15 protein-coding genes and 1 pseudogene are annotated in these 15841 nt (G+C 59.3%); 11 read left to right on the forward strand and 5 right to left on the reverse strand.

Translation table 11 applies throughout. The features are described from left to right. Positions 1-50: 50 nt before the first annotated feature. Together AACY18_RS26385 and AACY18_RS26390 are read left to right on the forward strand one after the other, a co-directional pair. Positions 51-956 (forward strand): LysR family transcriptional regulator, encoded by a 906-nt coding sequence (locus AACY18_RS26385; RefSeq protein WP_339434065.1) that lies wholly within the window; start codon positions 51-53, stop codon positions 954-956. Positions 957-1076: 120 nt separating this feature from the next. Further along, a complete protein-coding gene (locus tag AACY18_RS26390) occupies positions 1077-1253 on the forward strand; it encodes a hypothetical protein (protein ID WP_339434066.1) in 177 nt (58 codons plus the stop codon). A 56-nt stretch (positions 1254-1309) separates the two neighbouring features. On the opposite strand, the gene AACY18_RS26395 is transcribed toward AACY18_RS26390, so the two are convergent. After that, on the reverse strand, positions 1310-2194 hold the full coding sequence (locus AACY18_RS26395) for a helix-turn-helix domain-containing protein (protein WP_339434067.1): 885 nt from the start codon (positions 2192-2194) through the stop codon (positions 1310-1312). A gap of 177 nt (positions 2195-2371) precedes the next feature. Here AACY18_RS26395 and pobA point away from each other — a divergent pair, with 177 nt between their 5' ends. Then, entirely contained in the window at positions 2372-3565 is a 1194-nt protein-coding gene (gene pobA / locus AACY18_RS26400; protein WP_339434068.1) for a 4-hydroxybenzoate 3-monooxygenase, read from the forward strand. Positions 3566-3644: 79 nt separating this feature from the next. Continuing rightward, on the forward strand, positions 3645-5162 hold the full coding sequence (locus tag AACY18_RS26405) for an MDR family MFS transporter (protein ID WP_339466631.1): 1518 nt from the start codon (positions 3645-3647) through the stop codon (positions 5160-5162). A gap of 32 nt (positions 5163-5194) precedes the next feature. Here the strand turns inward: AACY18_RS26405 and AACY18_RS26410 are convergent, their stop codons facing one another. The 4 genes from AACY18_RS26410 to AACY18_RS26425 form a co-directional block, all read right to left on the reverse strand. Next, positions 5195-6043, reverse strand: a complete 849-nt coding sequence (locus tag AACY18_RS26410) for a cache domain-containing protein (RefSeq protein WP_339434070.1) — start codon at positions 6041-6043, stop codon at positions 5195-5197. Positions 6044-6180: 137 nt separating this feature from the next. Continuing rightward, the gene (locus AACY18_RS26415) at positions 6181-7035 is read right to left on the reverse strand and encodes an ATPase (protein WP_339434071.1); all 855 of its coding nucleotides are present in this window, start codon (positions 7033-7035) and stop codon (positions 6181-6183) included. Positions 7036-7151: 116 nt separating this feature from the next. Further along, a complete protein-coding gene (locus AACY18_RS26420) occupies positions 7152-8144 on the reverse strand; it encodes an NAD-dependent epimerase/dehydratase family protein (RefSeq protein WP_339434072.1) in 993 nt (330 codons plus the stop codon). Between the two features lie 54 nt (positions 8145-8198). Further along, positions 8199-9092, reverse strand: coding sequence for a LysR family transcriptional regulator ArgP (locus tag AACY18_RS26425; protein WP_339434073.1), 894 nt, complete (start codon positions 9090-9092; stop codon positions 8199-8201). Between the two features lie 95 nt (positions 9093-9187). Here AACY18_RS26425 and AACY18_RS26430 point away from each other — a divergent pair, with 95 nt between their 5' ends. From AACY18_RS26430 to AACY18_RS26460, 7 genes and pseudogenes are all read left to right on the forward strand, one after another. Then, positions 9188-9589 (forward strand): ACT domain-containing protein, encoded by a 402-nt coding sequence (locus AACY18_RS26430; protein WP_339434074.1) that lies wholly within the window; start codon positions 9188-9190, stop codon positions 9587-9589. 5 nt (positions 9590-9594) lie between these two features. Beyond that, entirely contained in the window at positions 9595-10197 is a 603-nt protein-coding gene (locus AACY18_RS26435) for a LysE/ArgO family amino acid transporter (RefSeq protein WP_339434075.1), read from the forward strand. A gap of 176 nt (positions 10198-10373) precedes the next feature. Then, positions 10374-10970 (forward strand): superoxide dismutase, encoded by a 597-nt coding sequence (locus tag AACY18_RS26440; protein ID WP_095191553.1) that lies wholly within the window; start codon positions 10374-10376, stop codon positions 10968-10970. Positions 10971-11089: 119 nt separating this feature from the next. Continuing rightward, positions 11090-11221, forward strand: a pseudogene (locus AACY18_RS26445) (IS110 family transposase); the annotation flags it as partial. A gap of 488 nt (positions 11222-11709) precedes the next feature. Then, positions 11710-13761: a putative bifunctional diguanylate cyclase/phosphodiesterase gene (locus AACY18_RS26450; protein ID WP_339434076.1), complete on the forward strand. Its 2052-nt coding sequence runs from the start codon at positions 11710-11712 to the stop codon at positions 13759-13761. 208 nt (positions 13762-13969) lie between these two features. Next, positions 13970-15304, forward strand: a complete 1335-nt coding sequence (locus AACY18_RS26455) for an imelysin family protein (protein ID WP_339434077.1) — start codon at positions 13970-13972, stop codon at positions 15302-15304. A gap of 113 nt (positions 15305-15417) precedes the next feature. Further along, the coding region (locus AACY18_RS26460; RefSeq protein ID WP_339466632.1) for a transposase at positions 15418-15841 on the forward strand (424 nt) is incomplete at its 3' end.

Here is a 15841-nt window from a genome sequence, read left to right on the forward strand (position 1 = left end):
ACAAAAAATGCGATGCTTGGACATAGTTTGTTTCTGAAAGCGGGCAAATCATGGATCGTCTCCAAGCAATGCGGGTGTTCGTCACAGTGGTGGATCTGGGCAGCCAGTCAGCGGCGGCCGATCATCTGGACCTTTCACGCCCGGTGGTTTCACGTTATCTGGCGGAACTGGAGGACTGGGTCGGCGCACGCCTGATGCACCGCACCACGCGCAAGTTGAGCCTGACCGCCGCCGGCAGTGAAATCCTGCCGCGCTGCCGGCAGATGATCGAGCTGTCGACTGACATGCAGGCCGCTGTCAGCGAGCCCCACGATGCACCGCGCGGGTTGCTGCGGATCAGCGTCAGCACCTCGTTCGGCCAGGCACAACTGGCCGACGCGATGGCCGCCTACGTCAAGCGCTACCCCGGTGTCAGCATCGATATGCAGATGCTCGACCGCACGGTGAATCTGGTGGATGAGCGTATCGATCTGGCGATCCGCACCAGCAATGATCTGGACCCGAACCTGATTGCCCGGCGCCTGACCGTTTGCCGTTCGGTGGTCTGCGCGGCTCCCGCGTATCTTCAGGAACATCCGGCGCCGCAACGGGTGGAAGAGTTGAGTCAACACAACTGCCTGACCCACTCGTATTTCGGCAAGAGCCTGTGGCATTTCCAAGAGGATGGCGAACCGGTGTCGGTGCCGGTACAGGGCAACATCAGCGCCAACGAGGCCAGCACATTGTTGCGCGCGACGCTGGCCGGCGCGGGGGTGGCGATGCTGCCGACCTATCAGGCCGGGGTGCATATTCATGCCGGAGAGTTGATTCGCTTGTTGCCCCACGCCGAACCGCGGCAGATGAACATCTACGCGGTCTATGCCTCACGCAAGCACATGCCGGCGGCGCTGCGCAGCATGCTGGATTTTCTGGTACTCAGATTCCCAGAAAACCCGACGTGGGATATCGACCTGTAACCCCGGTCATAACGGCTCTGAATGTCACGCTAGATGCGCAAACGCTGACGCTGGCAAGTCGTCACCGCTGACCTATGCTCAAAGTAGTACCCAAGGGTATACGTTCAGAGGTCAGACACCATGAACATCAAAACAAGAAGATACCTCGCGATTTTCATCACCTGCGCCGCCACACTGGCGTTGTACGGCACTGCAGCCTGGCGGGTCGAGCAACTGCGACAACTGCCTCGCGAATACGCCAGTTGCAACCTGGAGCACTGCATTCCACACAATGCCACGCTGAATGCGTTGCGTTGATGTAACAACGCGCAAACGCGGCCTGCTCCCACAGAGGGATTGAGGTGTTTACAGGTTTACTGCTCGGCCTTCAGGCGGTCGCGGAAAGCCTTTGGCGAAATCCCCACCCGGCGCCGGAACAGGCGCGTGAAGTTGGTCGGATCGGAAAACCCCAACAACTCCGACATCTCGTAAATCGTCATGCTGGTGTACGTCAGCAAGCGCTTGGCTTCCAGTAACTGGCGCTCGTGCATGATCTGCAACGCCGGCTGCCCCGCCAGTTCACGGCAAGTGCCATTAAGGTGTGACACCGAAATCCCCAACCGATGCGCCAGGTCTTCGACCTTCACATGCTGGCGATACGTCTCTTCCACCAATTGAATAAAACCGTTGAGGTATTCACGCTGGCGCTGCGGCCGCTGGCTGGCGTTATGGCGCACGATCGCCTGACGACTGACCCAGACCATAATCACGCTGACCAGCGAATGCATGAGCATTTCCCGCGCCGGTTGGTGGCCGTTGTACTCGGCCTGCAACGCAGTAAACAGGCTGTTCAGGTAATCGCCGTCCTTGCCCGCCGAATAGCTTTCAGCCAGGGCCAGAGCGTGTACCGAATCGCCCAGTTGCGCCTGCAAATGATGGATCAGCGGCGTGGCGAGGGTGACGATAAATCCTTCGACGTCCTCGGAAAAACGGAAGCCGTGCACCGACAGCGGTGGCAGCACCTGAATCGCGGGCGTGTGCAGTTGTGTGCGCTGACCTTCGATTTCAAGCTCTGCCTGACCTTTGAAGACGAAGAGCAATTGGCACAAATCGGCGTGGCGGTGGGGTTTGATTTCCCATTGATGTTCGCGACTGCGTGAAGAAATGGTTTCACAGTGCAGCAAGTCAGGGGTTGGCCAGTCCAGGCTTTCACCGTAGAGCTTGAACACCGGAATCGAAGGCAGCTCAGGCTTGTTCATCACTTCAATCCAGGCCTCGGGGTTGTGGGCGATAATCGCACCGATTGGCAGAATGTACAGGTATCGGCTCAGTTTTCACCTTCAATTGACAGACCCGCAAGGGAAAAATGCAAGCACTCGATCCATAAAAATCATTCAACGGTCTTGGCCGTGTGAAGCTTGCGAGTCATAAAAACAATGAAAACGCTGAAAACCCAAGTCGCCATCATCGGCGCCGGTCCATCCGGATTGCTCCTCGGCCAGTTGCTGCACAACGCTGGCATCGACACCCTCATCCTCGAACGCCAGACACCCGATTATGTACTCGGCAGAATCCGCGCCGGCGTGCTTGAACAAGGCATGGTAGAGCTGTTGCGCCAGGCGGGCGTGAGTCAACGGATGGACGCCGAAGGTCTGGTTCACGGCGGTTTCGATCTGGCGCTGGACGGGCGCCAGGTGCACATCGATCTGCACGCGTTGACCGGCGGCAAAACCGTGATGATCTACGGCCAGACCGAAGTCACCCGCGACCTGATGGCCGCTCGTCGGGACGCGGGCGCACCGACGATTTATCAGGCGATCGATGTCGTTCCTCACGGCATGAAAACCGACGAAGCCTTTGTCACCTTTGAAAAGGACGGCGAAACCTGGCGCGTCGACTGCGACTACATCGCCGGTTGCGACGGTTTCCACGGCGTGGCCCGGCAGTCGATTCCGGCTGACAGCCTGAAGGTCTTCGAACGGGTTTATCCGTTTGGCTGGCTGGGAATTCTGGCCGACACGCCACCGGTGCATGAAGAACTGGTCTACGCCCGCCACGAACGCGGCTTCGCACTGTGCAGCATGCGTTCGGCAACTCGCACCCGTTATTACCTGCAAGTGCCGGCGGATGAAAACGTCGATGACTGGAGCGATCAGCGCTTCTGGGATGAACTGAAGTCCCGTCTGCCGGTGGCGCTTGCAGAAAACCTGGTCACTGGGCCGTCGATCGAGAAAAGCATCGCGCCGTTGCGCAGTTTTGTGGTCGAACCGATGCAATACGGACGGATGTTTCTGGTCGGCGATGCCGCGCACATCGTCCCGCCTACCGGCGCCAAGGGCTTGAATCTGGCCGCCAGCGATGTCAGCACACTGTTCAATATTCTGCTGAAGGTCTATCGCGAAGAACGCGTCGACCTGCTCGAGAAATATTCCGAAATCTGCCTGCGTCGGGTGTGGAAGGCCGAGCGGTTTTCCTGGTGGATGACGTCGATGCTGCATCGCTTCGACGATCACGATGATTTCAGCCAGCGCATCAGCGCCTCGGAACTGGACTACTTTGTCAGCTCGCAAGCAGGGCGAAAAACCATTGCAGAAAATTACGTCGGACTTCCTTATGAGGCTATCGAATAGCTTCCTACCGACTTACACTGGCGAGCCTCCCCGCTCGCCTGGCCATTTGCGGGACTCTCACTGCCCGCAGGTGTTGTTCGTGACCCATCTCAATCATCCCGAAACGCCCAAACCGGCCATTCGCAGCGTGCTGGTCGCGCTGATGATGGCGATCTTTCTTGGCGCACTGGATCAGACCATCGTCGCCGTGTCGATGCCGGCCATTTCCGCCCAATTCAAAGACGTCAACCTGTTGGCCTGGGTGATTTCCGGGTACATGGTGGCGATGACCGTGGCGGTGCCGATCTACGGCAAGCTCGGTGATTTGTATGGCCGGCGCAAACTGATGCTGTTCGGCATGGGCCTGTTCACCCTCGCCTCATTGTTTTGCGGCATGGCGCAAAGCATGGAGCAACTGGTGCTGGCGCGGATTCTCCAGGGCATCGGGGCCGGCGGGATGATTTCGGTCAGTCAGGCGATCATCGGCGACATCGTGCCGCCACGCGAACGCGGACGCTATCAGGGTTACTTCAGCAGCATGTACGCGGTGGCCAGCGTCGCCGGGCCGGTGTTGGGCGGCTACATGACCGAGTACCTGTCGTGGCGCTGGGTGTTTCTGATCAACCTGCCGCTGGGCCTGGGTGCTTATTGGGTGGCGCGGCGTAACCTGCGCGGCCTGCCGATCCCGCAGCGCAAACCGATCATCGATTACCTCGGCACATTGCTGATGATCATTGGCCTGACCGCTCTGTTGCTCGGCATCACCCAGATCGGTCAGGGTCATTCGTGGCGCAGCAGCGAAGTGCTTGGGCTGTTCGCGTGTGCGGTGCTGGTGCTGGCGCTGTTTGTCTGGCATGAACGCCGCGCGCGTGAGCCCTTGCTGCCGATGCACCTGTTCGCCAACCGCAACGCCCTGCTGTGCTGGTGCACGATTTTCTTCACCAGTTTCCAGGCGATTTCGCTGATTGTGCTGATGCCGCTGCGTTTTCAAAGCGTCACCGGTGCCGGGGCCGACAGCGCCGCGTTGCACTTGCTGCCCTTGGCCATGGGGCTGCCGATCGGCGCCTACTTTGCCGGGCGTCGCACCTCAGTGACCGGTCGTTACAAACCGCAGATTCTGACCGGCGCGATGTTGATGCCGATCTCGATCCTGGGCATGGCCTTCAGTCCGCCAGAGGCCACGCTGCTCAGCGGCGTGTTCATGTTGCTCAGCGGGATTGCCGGCGGCATGCAGTTCCCTACCTCTCTGGTAGGCACGCAGAACTCGGTGGCGCAACGCGACATTGGCGTGGCCACCAGCACCACCAACCTGTTCCGCTCGCTCGGCGGCGCGGTGGGTGTGGCGCTGATGTCGGCGCTGTTGCTGGCGTTGTTGCAGGACTCCAGTTTCGCCCACCTGGCGAGCAGTTCGCTGATGAGCGAGGGACATTCGGGCAATGTGTTGCTTGATGGTTTGAACGCGGCGCCGGGTGATGCTCGAAACGCTTTGCGCGCGGAGCTTTCGGTGACCTTCCGGCATTTGCTGTGGGTCAGTGCGGCGGTGTCGCTGCTGGGGCTGACGGCGGCGATTGCGATGCCGAACAACTTGCTGCGCGGCAGAGAGCACGGCACCCAATAGCAGCCATGCCCGCTCCCACAGGATCTGGCTGATCAAGGGCTGTAGTAACCGACCGCTACCAGAAAATGGCCAACCTTCTTCAGGTAGGCATGCTTGTCCTCGACCTTGCCGGTCACCGGGTTTTTCCAGCGGTATTCGTATTCGCCATCATCCTGTTTGGCAATCAGCGCCAGTATCGGCTCACCCACCGGTTTGCCTTCCGGGTCCTTGACCTTGCTGAAGTCGGTATTGATCAAGCGCAGATTGGTGCCGTGGGCGACATAGCGCCGGGTATCGAGGTCGACGACAAACACATACAGGTCATCCTGCAAATAGCCGCCCTTGAGCGAGTTGATCGCCGTCAATGTGCCCTTCTCGTCTTTGCCCAGATCGGTAGCCGCCTTGTTCAGCAACGCCATCGCCTGCTCCGCCGACGCCCGCGGCAGGTAATAACCGACCGCCAGAATCCGTTGGCCGATGCGCTGGTAAAACACATGCTTGCGCTCGACCTTGCCATCCGACCAGTTCTGCCAGCGGTACTCGGCTTGCTGGATGCCGTTGCCCTCGGGCACTTTCAAGGCATTTTTGAAGGCTTTCTGCAGATCCGGCCCGAGCACCTCGCTCACATCACGGCCGATCAACGCCGACGAGGGCCCGCCGCTGGCGAGCATGACGCCCTTGGTGTCGACCACAAACACATAGCGGTCCTTGTCGACAAACTCACCCTGGCGACTGAACGCGGCGAACGCCTTGTCGCCGTTGTCGTGGTAGTAGGCCAGTGCTTTTTCCAGCAAGGCGATGGCGGCCTGGCTGTCATCCTTGGCAGTGGTCGCGGCGTTGGCCTGGCCGAACCCGGCCAGGAGCATCACGCCGAGCCAGGCCACTTTATGCAAAAAACCCATAGCGCATCCCTCGTTCTTGTTGGTGTTTCAAGAGCGTAGACGGCTTGGGATGATGCAGGGACATTCAGAAGGTTTCTGGAGATTACACCGTGCTGTGGCGAGGGAACGTGCCCACTCGCCACACGTTTGATCAAGCTTTAAGGCCGGGCATTGATCTGCTGCTGCAAGTTCTGGATCTGCGCCTGAAGCGTGTTGATGTTGCGGGTCATCTGGCGACGGAACGCATCGAACTCAGCGGTATTGGCGGCACCTTGCGGTGCTGCCGGGCGGTTGTCCTGTTCGCTTTTGAGAACGACGATTTCCTGCTCCAGTCGATCAATTGCCGCGCTCGGATTGCCCTGTTTCTTCAGTGCGGCGATGTCCGCGCCGAGGCTCTTGAGCTGCGCATCGAAACCCTTGAGCTGGGCGTCGACCTTGCTGGTATCGGCCGGGGCGTTTTTCAGCGTGGTCAGCTCTGTACTCAGGGCTTTGACCTGTGCCTGTAACTGGCTGTTGGCGTTTTGTTGCTCGCTGGTCTGGGCGCTCATCTGTGCCAGACGCTTGTCCAGTTCACTGGTCTGGCCGGCAACGCCCTGCTGCTGTTTGCTCTGATCGAGCAACTTGCCTTCCAGTTGCTTGATCTGCAGCTTCAACGCTTCGCTGTCGCTGGTGACGTTGGATTGACTGGCGACGACCTTGCCGGAAATGTCCTGCAGGCGCCCCGCCGCTTCTTCGCTGATGCGCGCGAAGCTTTCCTGGGTTGCGACCAGTTGCTGCTCCATCAGCGAGATCTGCTGAAAACTCCACCAGGCAAGGCCGATGAAGGCGAAAAACAATGCGCCAACCAGCGCCCACAAAGGCCCGGTGCTTGCCGCTTTGACCTTGACCACGGGCGGTGTACGCGAGTGCACGGAGGTGCGGGCGGTGGTCGGAATGTCATCGTCGTCGAAAGTGTCGGCACGCAGGCTCGGTACATCATCGAAATCGTCGTGGGCATCATTACGCATGGACATTGAGGCAACCTTTGTGAAACGCGGTGATGGCAGATGGGGGCGAAGTATAAACCCCACAGCCGCAGGGATTGACCCTCAACCTGTAGTGCGGTTCATTGCCGGTCGGCCGATTCGTTTCAACGAATGTCCTGAGCTTTCCACCAACCGCAGAACTCGTCGAGGGCGGTCCACAGACTGACTTTCGGATCGTAGTCCAGATAATGCCGGGCGCGACTGATGTCGAGGGTGAAATTTTTGTTCATCACTTGCATCCCCAACCGCGACAGCGTCGGCTCCGGACGTCCCGGCCAGAGCTTGCACGCCCCTTCATTGAGCGCGGCCACGCTGTAGGCCAGCCCGTAGGAGCGATACCGGGTGACCTCTGGGATCTCCATTTTGCGCATCACATAGTTGACCACATCCCACAGCGGCACCGGCGTACCGTTGCTGATGTTGTAGGCCTTGCCCAGCGCGGAACCGGCGGCCAGCAAACTGCTGAGCATGGCTTCGTTGAGGTTTTGCACGCTGGTGAAATCGACCTTGTTCAGGCCATTGCCAATGATCGCCAGACGGCCCTTGCGCTGCATGTTCAACAGGCGCGGGAAGATGCTCATGTCGCCGGCACCGGTGACGAAGCGCGGGCGCAGGGCGATGGTTTCCAGACCGAATTCCTGCGCGCCGAAAACCTTTTGCTCGGCCAGATATTTGGTCGCCGCGTAGTGATGCCTGAAGCGCTTGGGCACTTGTTCTTCGGTCAGGTTCAGGTGGTCGCGGCCATCGAAGTAGATCGACGGTGACGACAAATGCACCAGCCGTCGAACCCGTCGCTTCAGGCAGGCCTCGACAACGTTTTCAGTGATCTGCACGTTACCTTGATGAAAATCCTGATAGCGCCCCCACAGCCCGACGGCACCGGCGCAATGCACCACCGCTTCGACGTCGGTGCAGAGTTCGCGCACCAGATCCGGGTCAGTCAGATCACCAGGGACAAACTCGGCGCCACGGCGGACCAGGTGCTCGACGCTCTCGGCCCGGCGGCCGTTGACCCGCACATCCAGGCCCTGCTCCAGAGCGAAACGCGCAAAGCGTCCACCAATGAAGCCGCTTGCGCCGGTGACCAGAATTTTCATGTAAAGCTCCGCTGTCTTTCGATTTGCCTGATTCGTGTGTCTTGACGCTGGCCGTCAGTCCAACGGCACCAGCCATTGTGGCGAAGATCGCACCAATTGCTCGGTCAGCAAGCCCAGCAACTGACCGCCGTTGCGCCAATGATGCCAGTAGAGCGGCACGTCGATCGGTTTATCTGGCAACAGTTCGCGCAGTACACCGCGTTGCAATTGCTCACGCACTTGCAGTTCCGGCACCAGCCCCCAACCGAGCCCGGCTTCAGTCAGGCGGATAAAACCTTCAGAGGATGGGCACAAATGGTGCTCGAATCCCCCATCGACACCCAGTGATGCGAGATAGCGATGCTGAAGAAAATCATCCGGGCCGAACACCAGCGCCGGGGTGCGCGGCAGTTGTTCGGCACGCACGCCATCGGGGAAATGCCGGGCGATGAACGCCGGGCTGGCCAGCGCGCGATACCGCATGGCGCCGAGCAAGACGCTGCGGGCGCCGGCCACCGGCCGCTCGCTGGCGCAAACACACGCCGCCACTTCACCGGCGCGCATGCGTTTGAGGCCGACGGTCTGATCCTCCACCACCAGATCCAGCAACAAATGCTGTTCGGCACAGAAATCCCCCACGGCTTCAGCCCACCAGGTGGCGAGGCTGTCGGCATTGATCGCAATGCGCAGTCGCTCGGGTAAACCTTCTTCATCCAACGCCGGCACAAGGGTCTGCAAATCACGTTCAAGCAAACGTACCTGTTGCACATGGTTGAGCAGGCGCCGGCCAATTTCGGTCGGCGACGGCGGCGTACCGCGCACCAGCACGGGTTGGCCGACCCGCGCCTCAAGCAGTTTGATCCGCTGCGAGATCGCCGATTGCGACAGGCCCAGCACCTGCGCCGCGCGCTCGAATCCGGCTTGCTCGACCACGGCGGCCAAAGCAGACAGCAATTTGTAATCGAACATCATTTTTCCTAATGAGCGATCAGCATTATTGGTTTTTCTTATAACGCGTCCGACTGGAGAATAGCCAGCAAGCACTCTCTCTCAAGGACCTTTCCATGGCTGGCGAAACCTCACTCTCGACTCTGCTGCGCAGCATGAGCCCGCAGCTCAACGCCGGCGACTATGTGTTTTGCACCTTGCCCGACGGGCAACTGCCAATTGGCCTGGAGATTGTCGGCTGCTTTCGTGAACAAGAAGGTCTGACCGTGATTCTGCAACGCTCGCTGGCCGAACAGGCCGGCTTCAGTTTCGATTACGTGGCCGCGTGGATCACCCTCAACGTGCACTCGGCGCTCGAAGCCGTCGGCCTCACTGCCGCATTCGCCACCGCACTGGGCAAGGCCGGGATCAGTTGCAACGTGATCGCCGGTTACTACCACGATCACCTGTTTGTCGGTCAGGCCGACGCCGAACGCGCCATGCACGTGCTGCGCGATCTCGCAGCCAACGCGGAGTGAATTCTATGTGGCAAAGCTATGTGAACGGGTTGCTGGTGGCGTTGGGGCTGATCATGGCGATCGGCACCCAGAATGCTTTTGTGCTGGCACAAAGTCTGCGTCGTGAGCATCACTTGCCGGTCGCCGCACTCTGCGTTGCCTGCGACGCGCTGCTGGTGGCAGCCGGGGTGTTCGGCCTTGCCACTGTACTGGCACAAAACCCGACATTGCTGGCGGTGGCGCGCTGGGGTGGCGCGGTGTTCCTGATCTGGTACGGCAGCCAGGCGCTACGCCGGGCGTTCTCGAAACAGCGCCTGGATCAGAGCGAAAACCAGACCGTGCGCTCGCTGCGGGCAGTGATGCTCAGCGCCTTGGCAGTGACCTTGCTCAACCCGCACGTTTATCTGGATACCGTGTTGTTGATCGGCTCTCTTGGCGCCCAACAATCGGTGCCGGGCGCTTATGTGGTGGGCGCCGCCAGTGCGTCGTTGCTGTGGTTTTTCACGCTGGCGCTGGGGGCGGCATGGCTCGCGCCGTGGCTGGCCCGGCCGAGTACGTGGCGGATCCTCGATCTGCTGGTGGCGGTGATGATGTTCGCGGTGGCAGGACAATTGATACTCGCTCCGTGATTTATTCCAAAAGGCTCTGGAACCTCTATCCCACACAGTTGTTGCGTGGTTAAGCCGCAACCCCGGTGCTATGATCCGAACCCTGCGCCGCAAAGAGTAAAAACTCGTCGTCGCATTTCTGGCCGCCCGTGATCGGCCTTGCGCTCACCGCAACAGACCTGATTAGGAGAATCATCATGGCTTTCGAATTGCCGCCGCTGCCTTACGCACACGATGCCCTGCAGCCGCACATTTCCAAGGAAACCCTGGAATTTCACCACGACAAGCACCACAACACCTATGTCGTGAACCTGAACAACCTGGTGCCGGGCACCGAGTTCGAAGGCAAGACCCTGGAAGAAATCGTCAAGTCTTCCTCGGGCGGCATCTTCAACAACGCCGCTCAGGTCTGGAACCACACGTTCTACTGGAACTGCCTGGCGCCAAACGCCGGCGGTCAACCAACCGGCGCGCTGGCTGATGCAATCAACGCAGCCTTCGGTTCGTTCGACAAGTTCAAGGAAGAGTTCAGCAAAACCTCGATCGGCACCTTCGGTTCCGGCTGGGGCTGGCTGGTGAAAAAGGCTGACGGTTCCCTGGCACTGGCCAGCACCATCGGCGCCGGCAACCCGCTGACCAGCGGCGACACCCCGCTGCTGACTTGCGACGTTTGGGAACACGCTTACTACATCGACTACCGCAACGTTCGTCCCAAGTACGTCGAAGCGTTCTGGAACCTGGTCAACTGGAAGTTCGTCGCTGAGCAGTTCGAAGGCAAAACCTTCACCGCTTAAGCTGCGCGCCAGAGAAGAAACCCGGCTGATGCCGGGTTTAATGAGATGGTCAGCCTGACCGAGAAGCCCTGCAGGTTTACGCTTGCAGGGCTTTTCTCGTTTTCGGCGGAGGATCTCTCATGAATACGATAACGCTTCTCGGTATCGACATTGGCAAACACAGTTTCCACCTGCATGGCCAGGATGCCAAAGGTCATCAGGTATTGCGCAAGAAAACCAACCGCGGCCAATTGCTCAGCACATTGGCGCAGGTACCTGAGAACCTGGCATAAAAATCAGCTTTAGAGGCTGAGGGTTTTTTCAGGACAGTCGGGAGCGGCTACTCATCGAGGGTCGAGCGTTGTTGCAGCAACGCTCACAATGAGCCCGGATACATTAGCGCAAGCCAGCTTTACCGAAAACAGCCCATGAGGTTGCAGGAGATGGGCTGACCATACATTTTTATGCCTTTGATTCAGGCAGGAGATAGCGCTTTTCTCACATTTAATGCGGGCTGCCGCCACTTGCCGACCTTGCACAGAGGGCTAACATCAAAAAAGGAAAAAATGTCCCGCAACGCTCAAGTTGAGGGCCAAAACTACCGACACAGTACAAATAGGACTAATACTCTAGTCAGCAGCCTGTCGGCCCAGGCCCTGGGCAAATTTTTCTGGGCCTGATTGTCCCTTTGACTGCCAACACCGGATTGCCAATACTCACGGCAACTTGACGCTACCCGCACGGAACAAGGAATAACCCTTTGAAGCTGGAACTCAAGAACAGCTTGTCGGTGAAGTTGCTCCGGGTCGTGCTCCTGTCGGCATTGATCGTGGGCGTGGTCTTGAGCTGCGCGCAAATTGTTTTCGATGCCTATAAAACACGCCAGGCCGTTGTCGGTGACGCCGAACGGATCCTCGACATGTTCCGCGACCCCTCCACTCAGGCTGTGTACAGCCTGGATCGGGAGATGGGCATGCAGGTGATCGAAGGCCTGTTCCAGGACGACGCCGTGCGCCAGGCCTCCATCGGCCATCCCAATGAAGCGATGCTCGCGCAAAAATCCCGTGAGTTGCAGCATTCCAACAGCCGCTGGCTGACCGACCTGATTCTGGGTCAGGAGCGCACCTTCACCACGCAACTGGTGGGTCGCGGTCCCTACAGCGAGTACTACGGCGACTTGAGCATCACCCTCGACACCGCGACCTATGGCGAGAGTTTTATCGTCAGTTCGGTGATCATTTTCATTTCCGGTGTATTGCGTGCCCTGGCCATGGGCCTGGTGCTTTATCTGGTCTATCACTGGCTGCTGACCAAACCGCTGTCGCGGATCATCGAGCATCTGACCGAAATCAACCCCGATCGCCCCAGCGAACACAAGATTCCGCAACTCAAGGGCCACGAGAAAAACGAACTGGGAGTCTGGATCAACACCGCCAACCAGTTGCTCGAATCCATCGAACGCAATACCCACCTGCGCCACGAAGCCGAGAACAGCCTGCTGCGCATGGCCCAATACGATTTCCTCACCGGTCTGCCAAACCGTCAGCAACTGCAGCAGCAACTGGACAAGATCCTCGTCGACGCCGGCAAACTGCAACGCCGCGTCGCGGTGTTGTGCGTGGGGCTGGATGATTTCAAAGGTATCAACGAACAGTTCAGCTACCAGACCGGCGATCAGTTGTTGCTGGCGTTGGCTGATCGCTTGCGCGCCCACAGCGGCCGCCTCGGTGCCCTCGCCCGTTTGGGTGGCGACCAGTTCGCCCTGGTGCAGGCCGATATCGAACAGCCTTATGAAGCGGCGGAGCTGGCACAAAGCATTCTTGATGATCTGGAGGCGCCGTTCGCCCTCGACGACCAGGAAATCCGCCTGCGTGCGACCATCGGCATCACCCTGTTCCCGGAGGACGGCGACAGCACCGAAAAGCTGTTGCAGAAGGCCGAACAGACCATGACCCTGGCCAAGACCCGCTCGCGCAATCGTTATCAGTTCTACATCGCCAGCGTCGACAGTGAGATGCGTCGCCGTCGCGAACTGGAAAAAGACCTGCGCGATGCCTTGCTGCGCGATCAGTTCTACCTCGTCTATCAACCGCAGATCAGCTACCGCGATCACCGTGTGGTTGGCGTCGAGGCGCTGATTCGCTGGCAACACCCTGAACACGGTCTGGTCCCGCCCGACCTGTTCATTCCGCTGGCCGAACAGAACGGTACGATCATCGCCATCGGAGAATGGGTGCTCGATCAGGCCTGCAAGCAATTGCGCGAATGGCACGATCAGGGCTTTGTCGACCTGCGCATGGCGGTCAACCTGTCCACCGTGCAACTGCACCACGCCGAATTGCCGCGGGTGGTTAACAATCTGCTGCAGATGTACCGCTTGCCACCGCGCAGTCTGGAGCTGGAAGTCACCGAAACCGGCCTGATGGAAGACATCAGCACCGCCGCCCAGCATTTGCTGAGCCTGCGCCGCTCCGGCGCGCTGATTGCCATCGACGACTTCGGCACTGGTTATTCATCGCTCAGTTATCTGAAAAGTCTGCCGCTGGACAAGATCAAGATCGACAAGAGCTTCGTCCAGGACCTGCTGGATGACGATGACGATGCGACCATCGTTCGCGCGATCATTCAACTGGGCAAGAGCCTGGGCATGCAGGTGATTGCCGAAGGCGTGGAAACCGCCGAGCAGGAGTCGTACATCATTTCCGAAGGCTGTCACGAAGGTCAGGGCTACCACTACAGCAAACCGCTACCGGCGCGCGAGTTGAGCGCCTACCTCAAGCAGGCGCAACGCAGCAACGCGGCCATCCTTTAAAAGATCGCAGTCTTCGGCAGCTCTCGTGAATCCCATTCGCCTGCAAGAGCTGCCGAGTGCCAAGAGGCTGCGATCGTTTGATCTCAATACACGAATAAGAAATATTTCCAGGCACATCCCTTTACAGATAATGCGAAAGATTTGCATTATGTCGCAGTTTTGCGCTCCCAGCGCGAGTCCACTCAACTACCGAAGCAGGATGTTCGCCATGATTCGTATGCCTCTGGCTACCGCCAGTCTGCTGGCCATCGCCATTTCCCTCGCCGGTTGCGGCGAAGGCAAAGACAAGCCCGCCGCCCCGACCACGCCGACTCCAGCCGCCAGCACCACTGCTCCTGCCGCCGCCGCTAAAATCGACGACGCCGCCGCCAAGGCTGTGGTCGCGCATTACGCCGACATGGTCTTCGCCGTTTACAGCGATGCCGAATCCACCGCGAAAACCCTGCAAACCGCCGTCGATGCGTTCCTTGCCAAGCCGAACGCCGACACCCTGAACGCCGCCAAGGCTGCCTGGGTCGCCGCGCGCGTTCCGTATCTGCAGAGTGAAGTGTTCCGCTTCGGCAACACCATCATCGACGACTGGGAAGGTCAGGTTAACGCCTGGCCACTGGACGAGGGTCTGATCGACTACGTCGACAAATCCTACGAACACGCACTGGGTAATCCGGGCGCCAGCGCCAACATCATCGCCAACACCGAAGTGCAGGTCGGCGAAGACAAGGTCGACGTGAAAGACATCACCCCGGAAAAACTCGCCAGCCTGAACGAGCTGGGCGGTTCCGAGGCCAACGTTGCCACCGGCTACCACGCCATCGAATTCCTGCTGTGGGGCCAGGACCTGAACGGTACCGGTCCTGGCGCGGGCAACCGCCCGGCTTCCGACTACCTGGAAGGCGCTGGCGCTACCGGCGGTCACAACGATCGTCGTCGTGCCTACCTCAAGTCCGTGACCCAACTGCTGGTCAGCGACCTGGAAGAAATGGTCGGTAACTGGAAGCCGAACGTGGCTGACAACTACCGCGCCACCCTGGAAGCCGAACCCGGCGAAAACGGCCTGCGCAAAATGCTCTTCGGTATGGGCAGCCTGTCCCTGGGCGAACTGGCGGGCGAGCGCATGAAGGTGTCCCTGGAAGCCAACTCCCCTGAAGACGAACAGGATTGCTTCAGCGACAACACCCACAACTCGCACTTCTACGATGCCAAAGGCGTTCGTAACGTTTACCTGGGCGAGTACACCCGTGTTGACGGCACCAAAATGACCGGCGCCAGCCTGTCGTCGCTGGTGGCCAAGGCTGACCCGGCTGCCGACACCGCGTTGAAAGCCGATCTGGCTGCGACCGAAGCCAAGATCCAGGTCATGGTCGACCACGCCAACAAGGGTGAGCACTACGACCAATTGATCGCCGCCGGCAATACCGCTGGCAACCAGATCGTGCGCGACGCCATCGCCTCGCTGGTCAAGCAGACCGGTTCGATCGAAGCCGCAGCCGGCAAGCTGGGCATCACCGACCTGAACCCGGACAGCGCTGATCACGAATTCTGATCACGCTTGTCTGACTGAAAAAGGCGACCTTCGCAGACTGTGTGAAAACCTAGCAATCTGCGCAGCGCTCAATGAAAATGCTCCGTATCGAAAGATACGGAGCATTTTTCGTTATGGCCTACATCCAAGGAGAGTCTCGCAGCCAGACCAGCGTGTTCCCGGCCTCGCTGGAGGAACTGATCCCCGAGGATCACCTCGTTCGTGTGATCGACCTCTACGTCGCCAAGCTGGGTCTGGTGCAACTGGGCTTTGACAAAGCGTTGCCCAAAGGCACCGGGCGCCCCTCTTATGATCCTGCCGATCAGCTAAAACTCTATCTCTACGGCTATTTCCAACGGATTCGCTCCTCACGCCGACTTGAGGTCGAGTGTCAGCGCAACATCGAAGTGATGTGGTTGATCAACCGGCTCAAACCCGACTTCAAGACCATCGCCGACTTTCGCAAAAACAACAAACCGGCCTTTGTGGCGACGTGCCGGGCCTTCGTCCAGTTCTGCCGAACCGCCGGCCTGATAGCCGGTGAGCTGGTGGCCATTG

Source organism: Pseudomonas sp. EA_65y_Pfl2_P74, assembly GCF_963970575.1.
GTDB classification, from domain to species: domain Bacteria; phylum Pseudomonadota; class Gammaproteobacteria; order Pseudomonadales; family Pseudomonadaceae; genus Aquipseudomonas; species Aquipseudomonas baetica_A.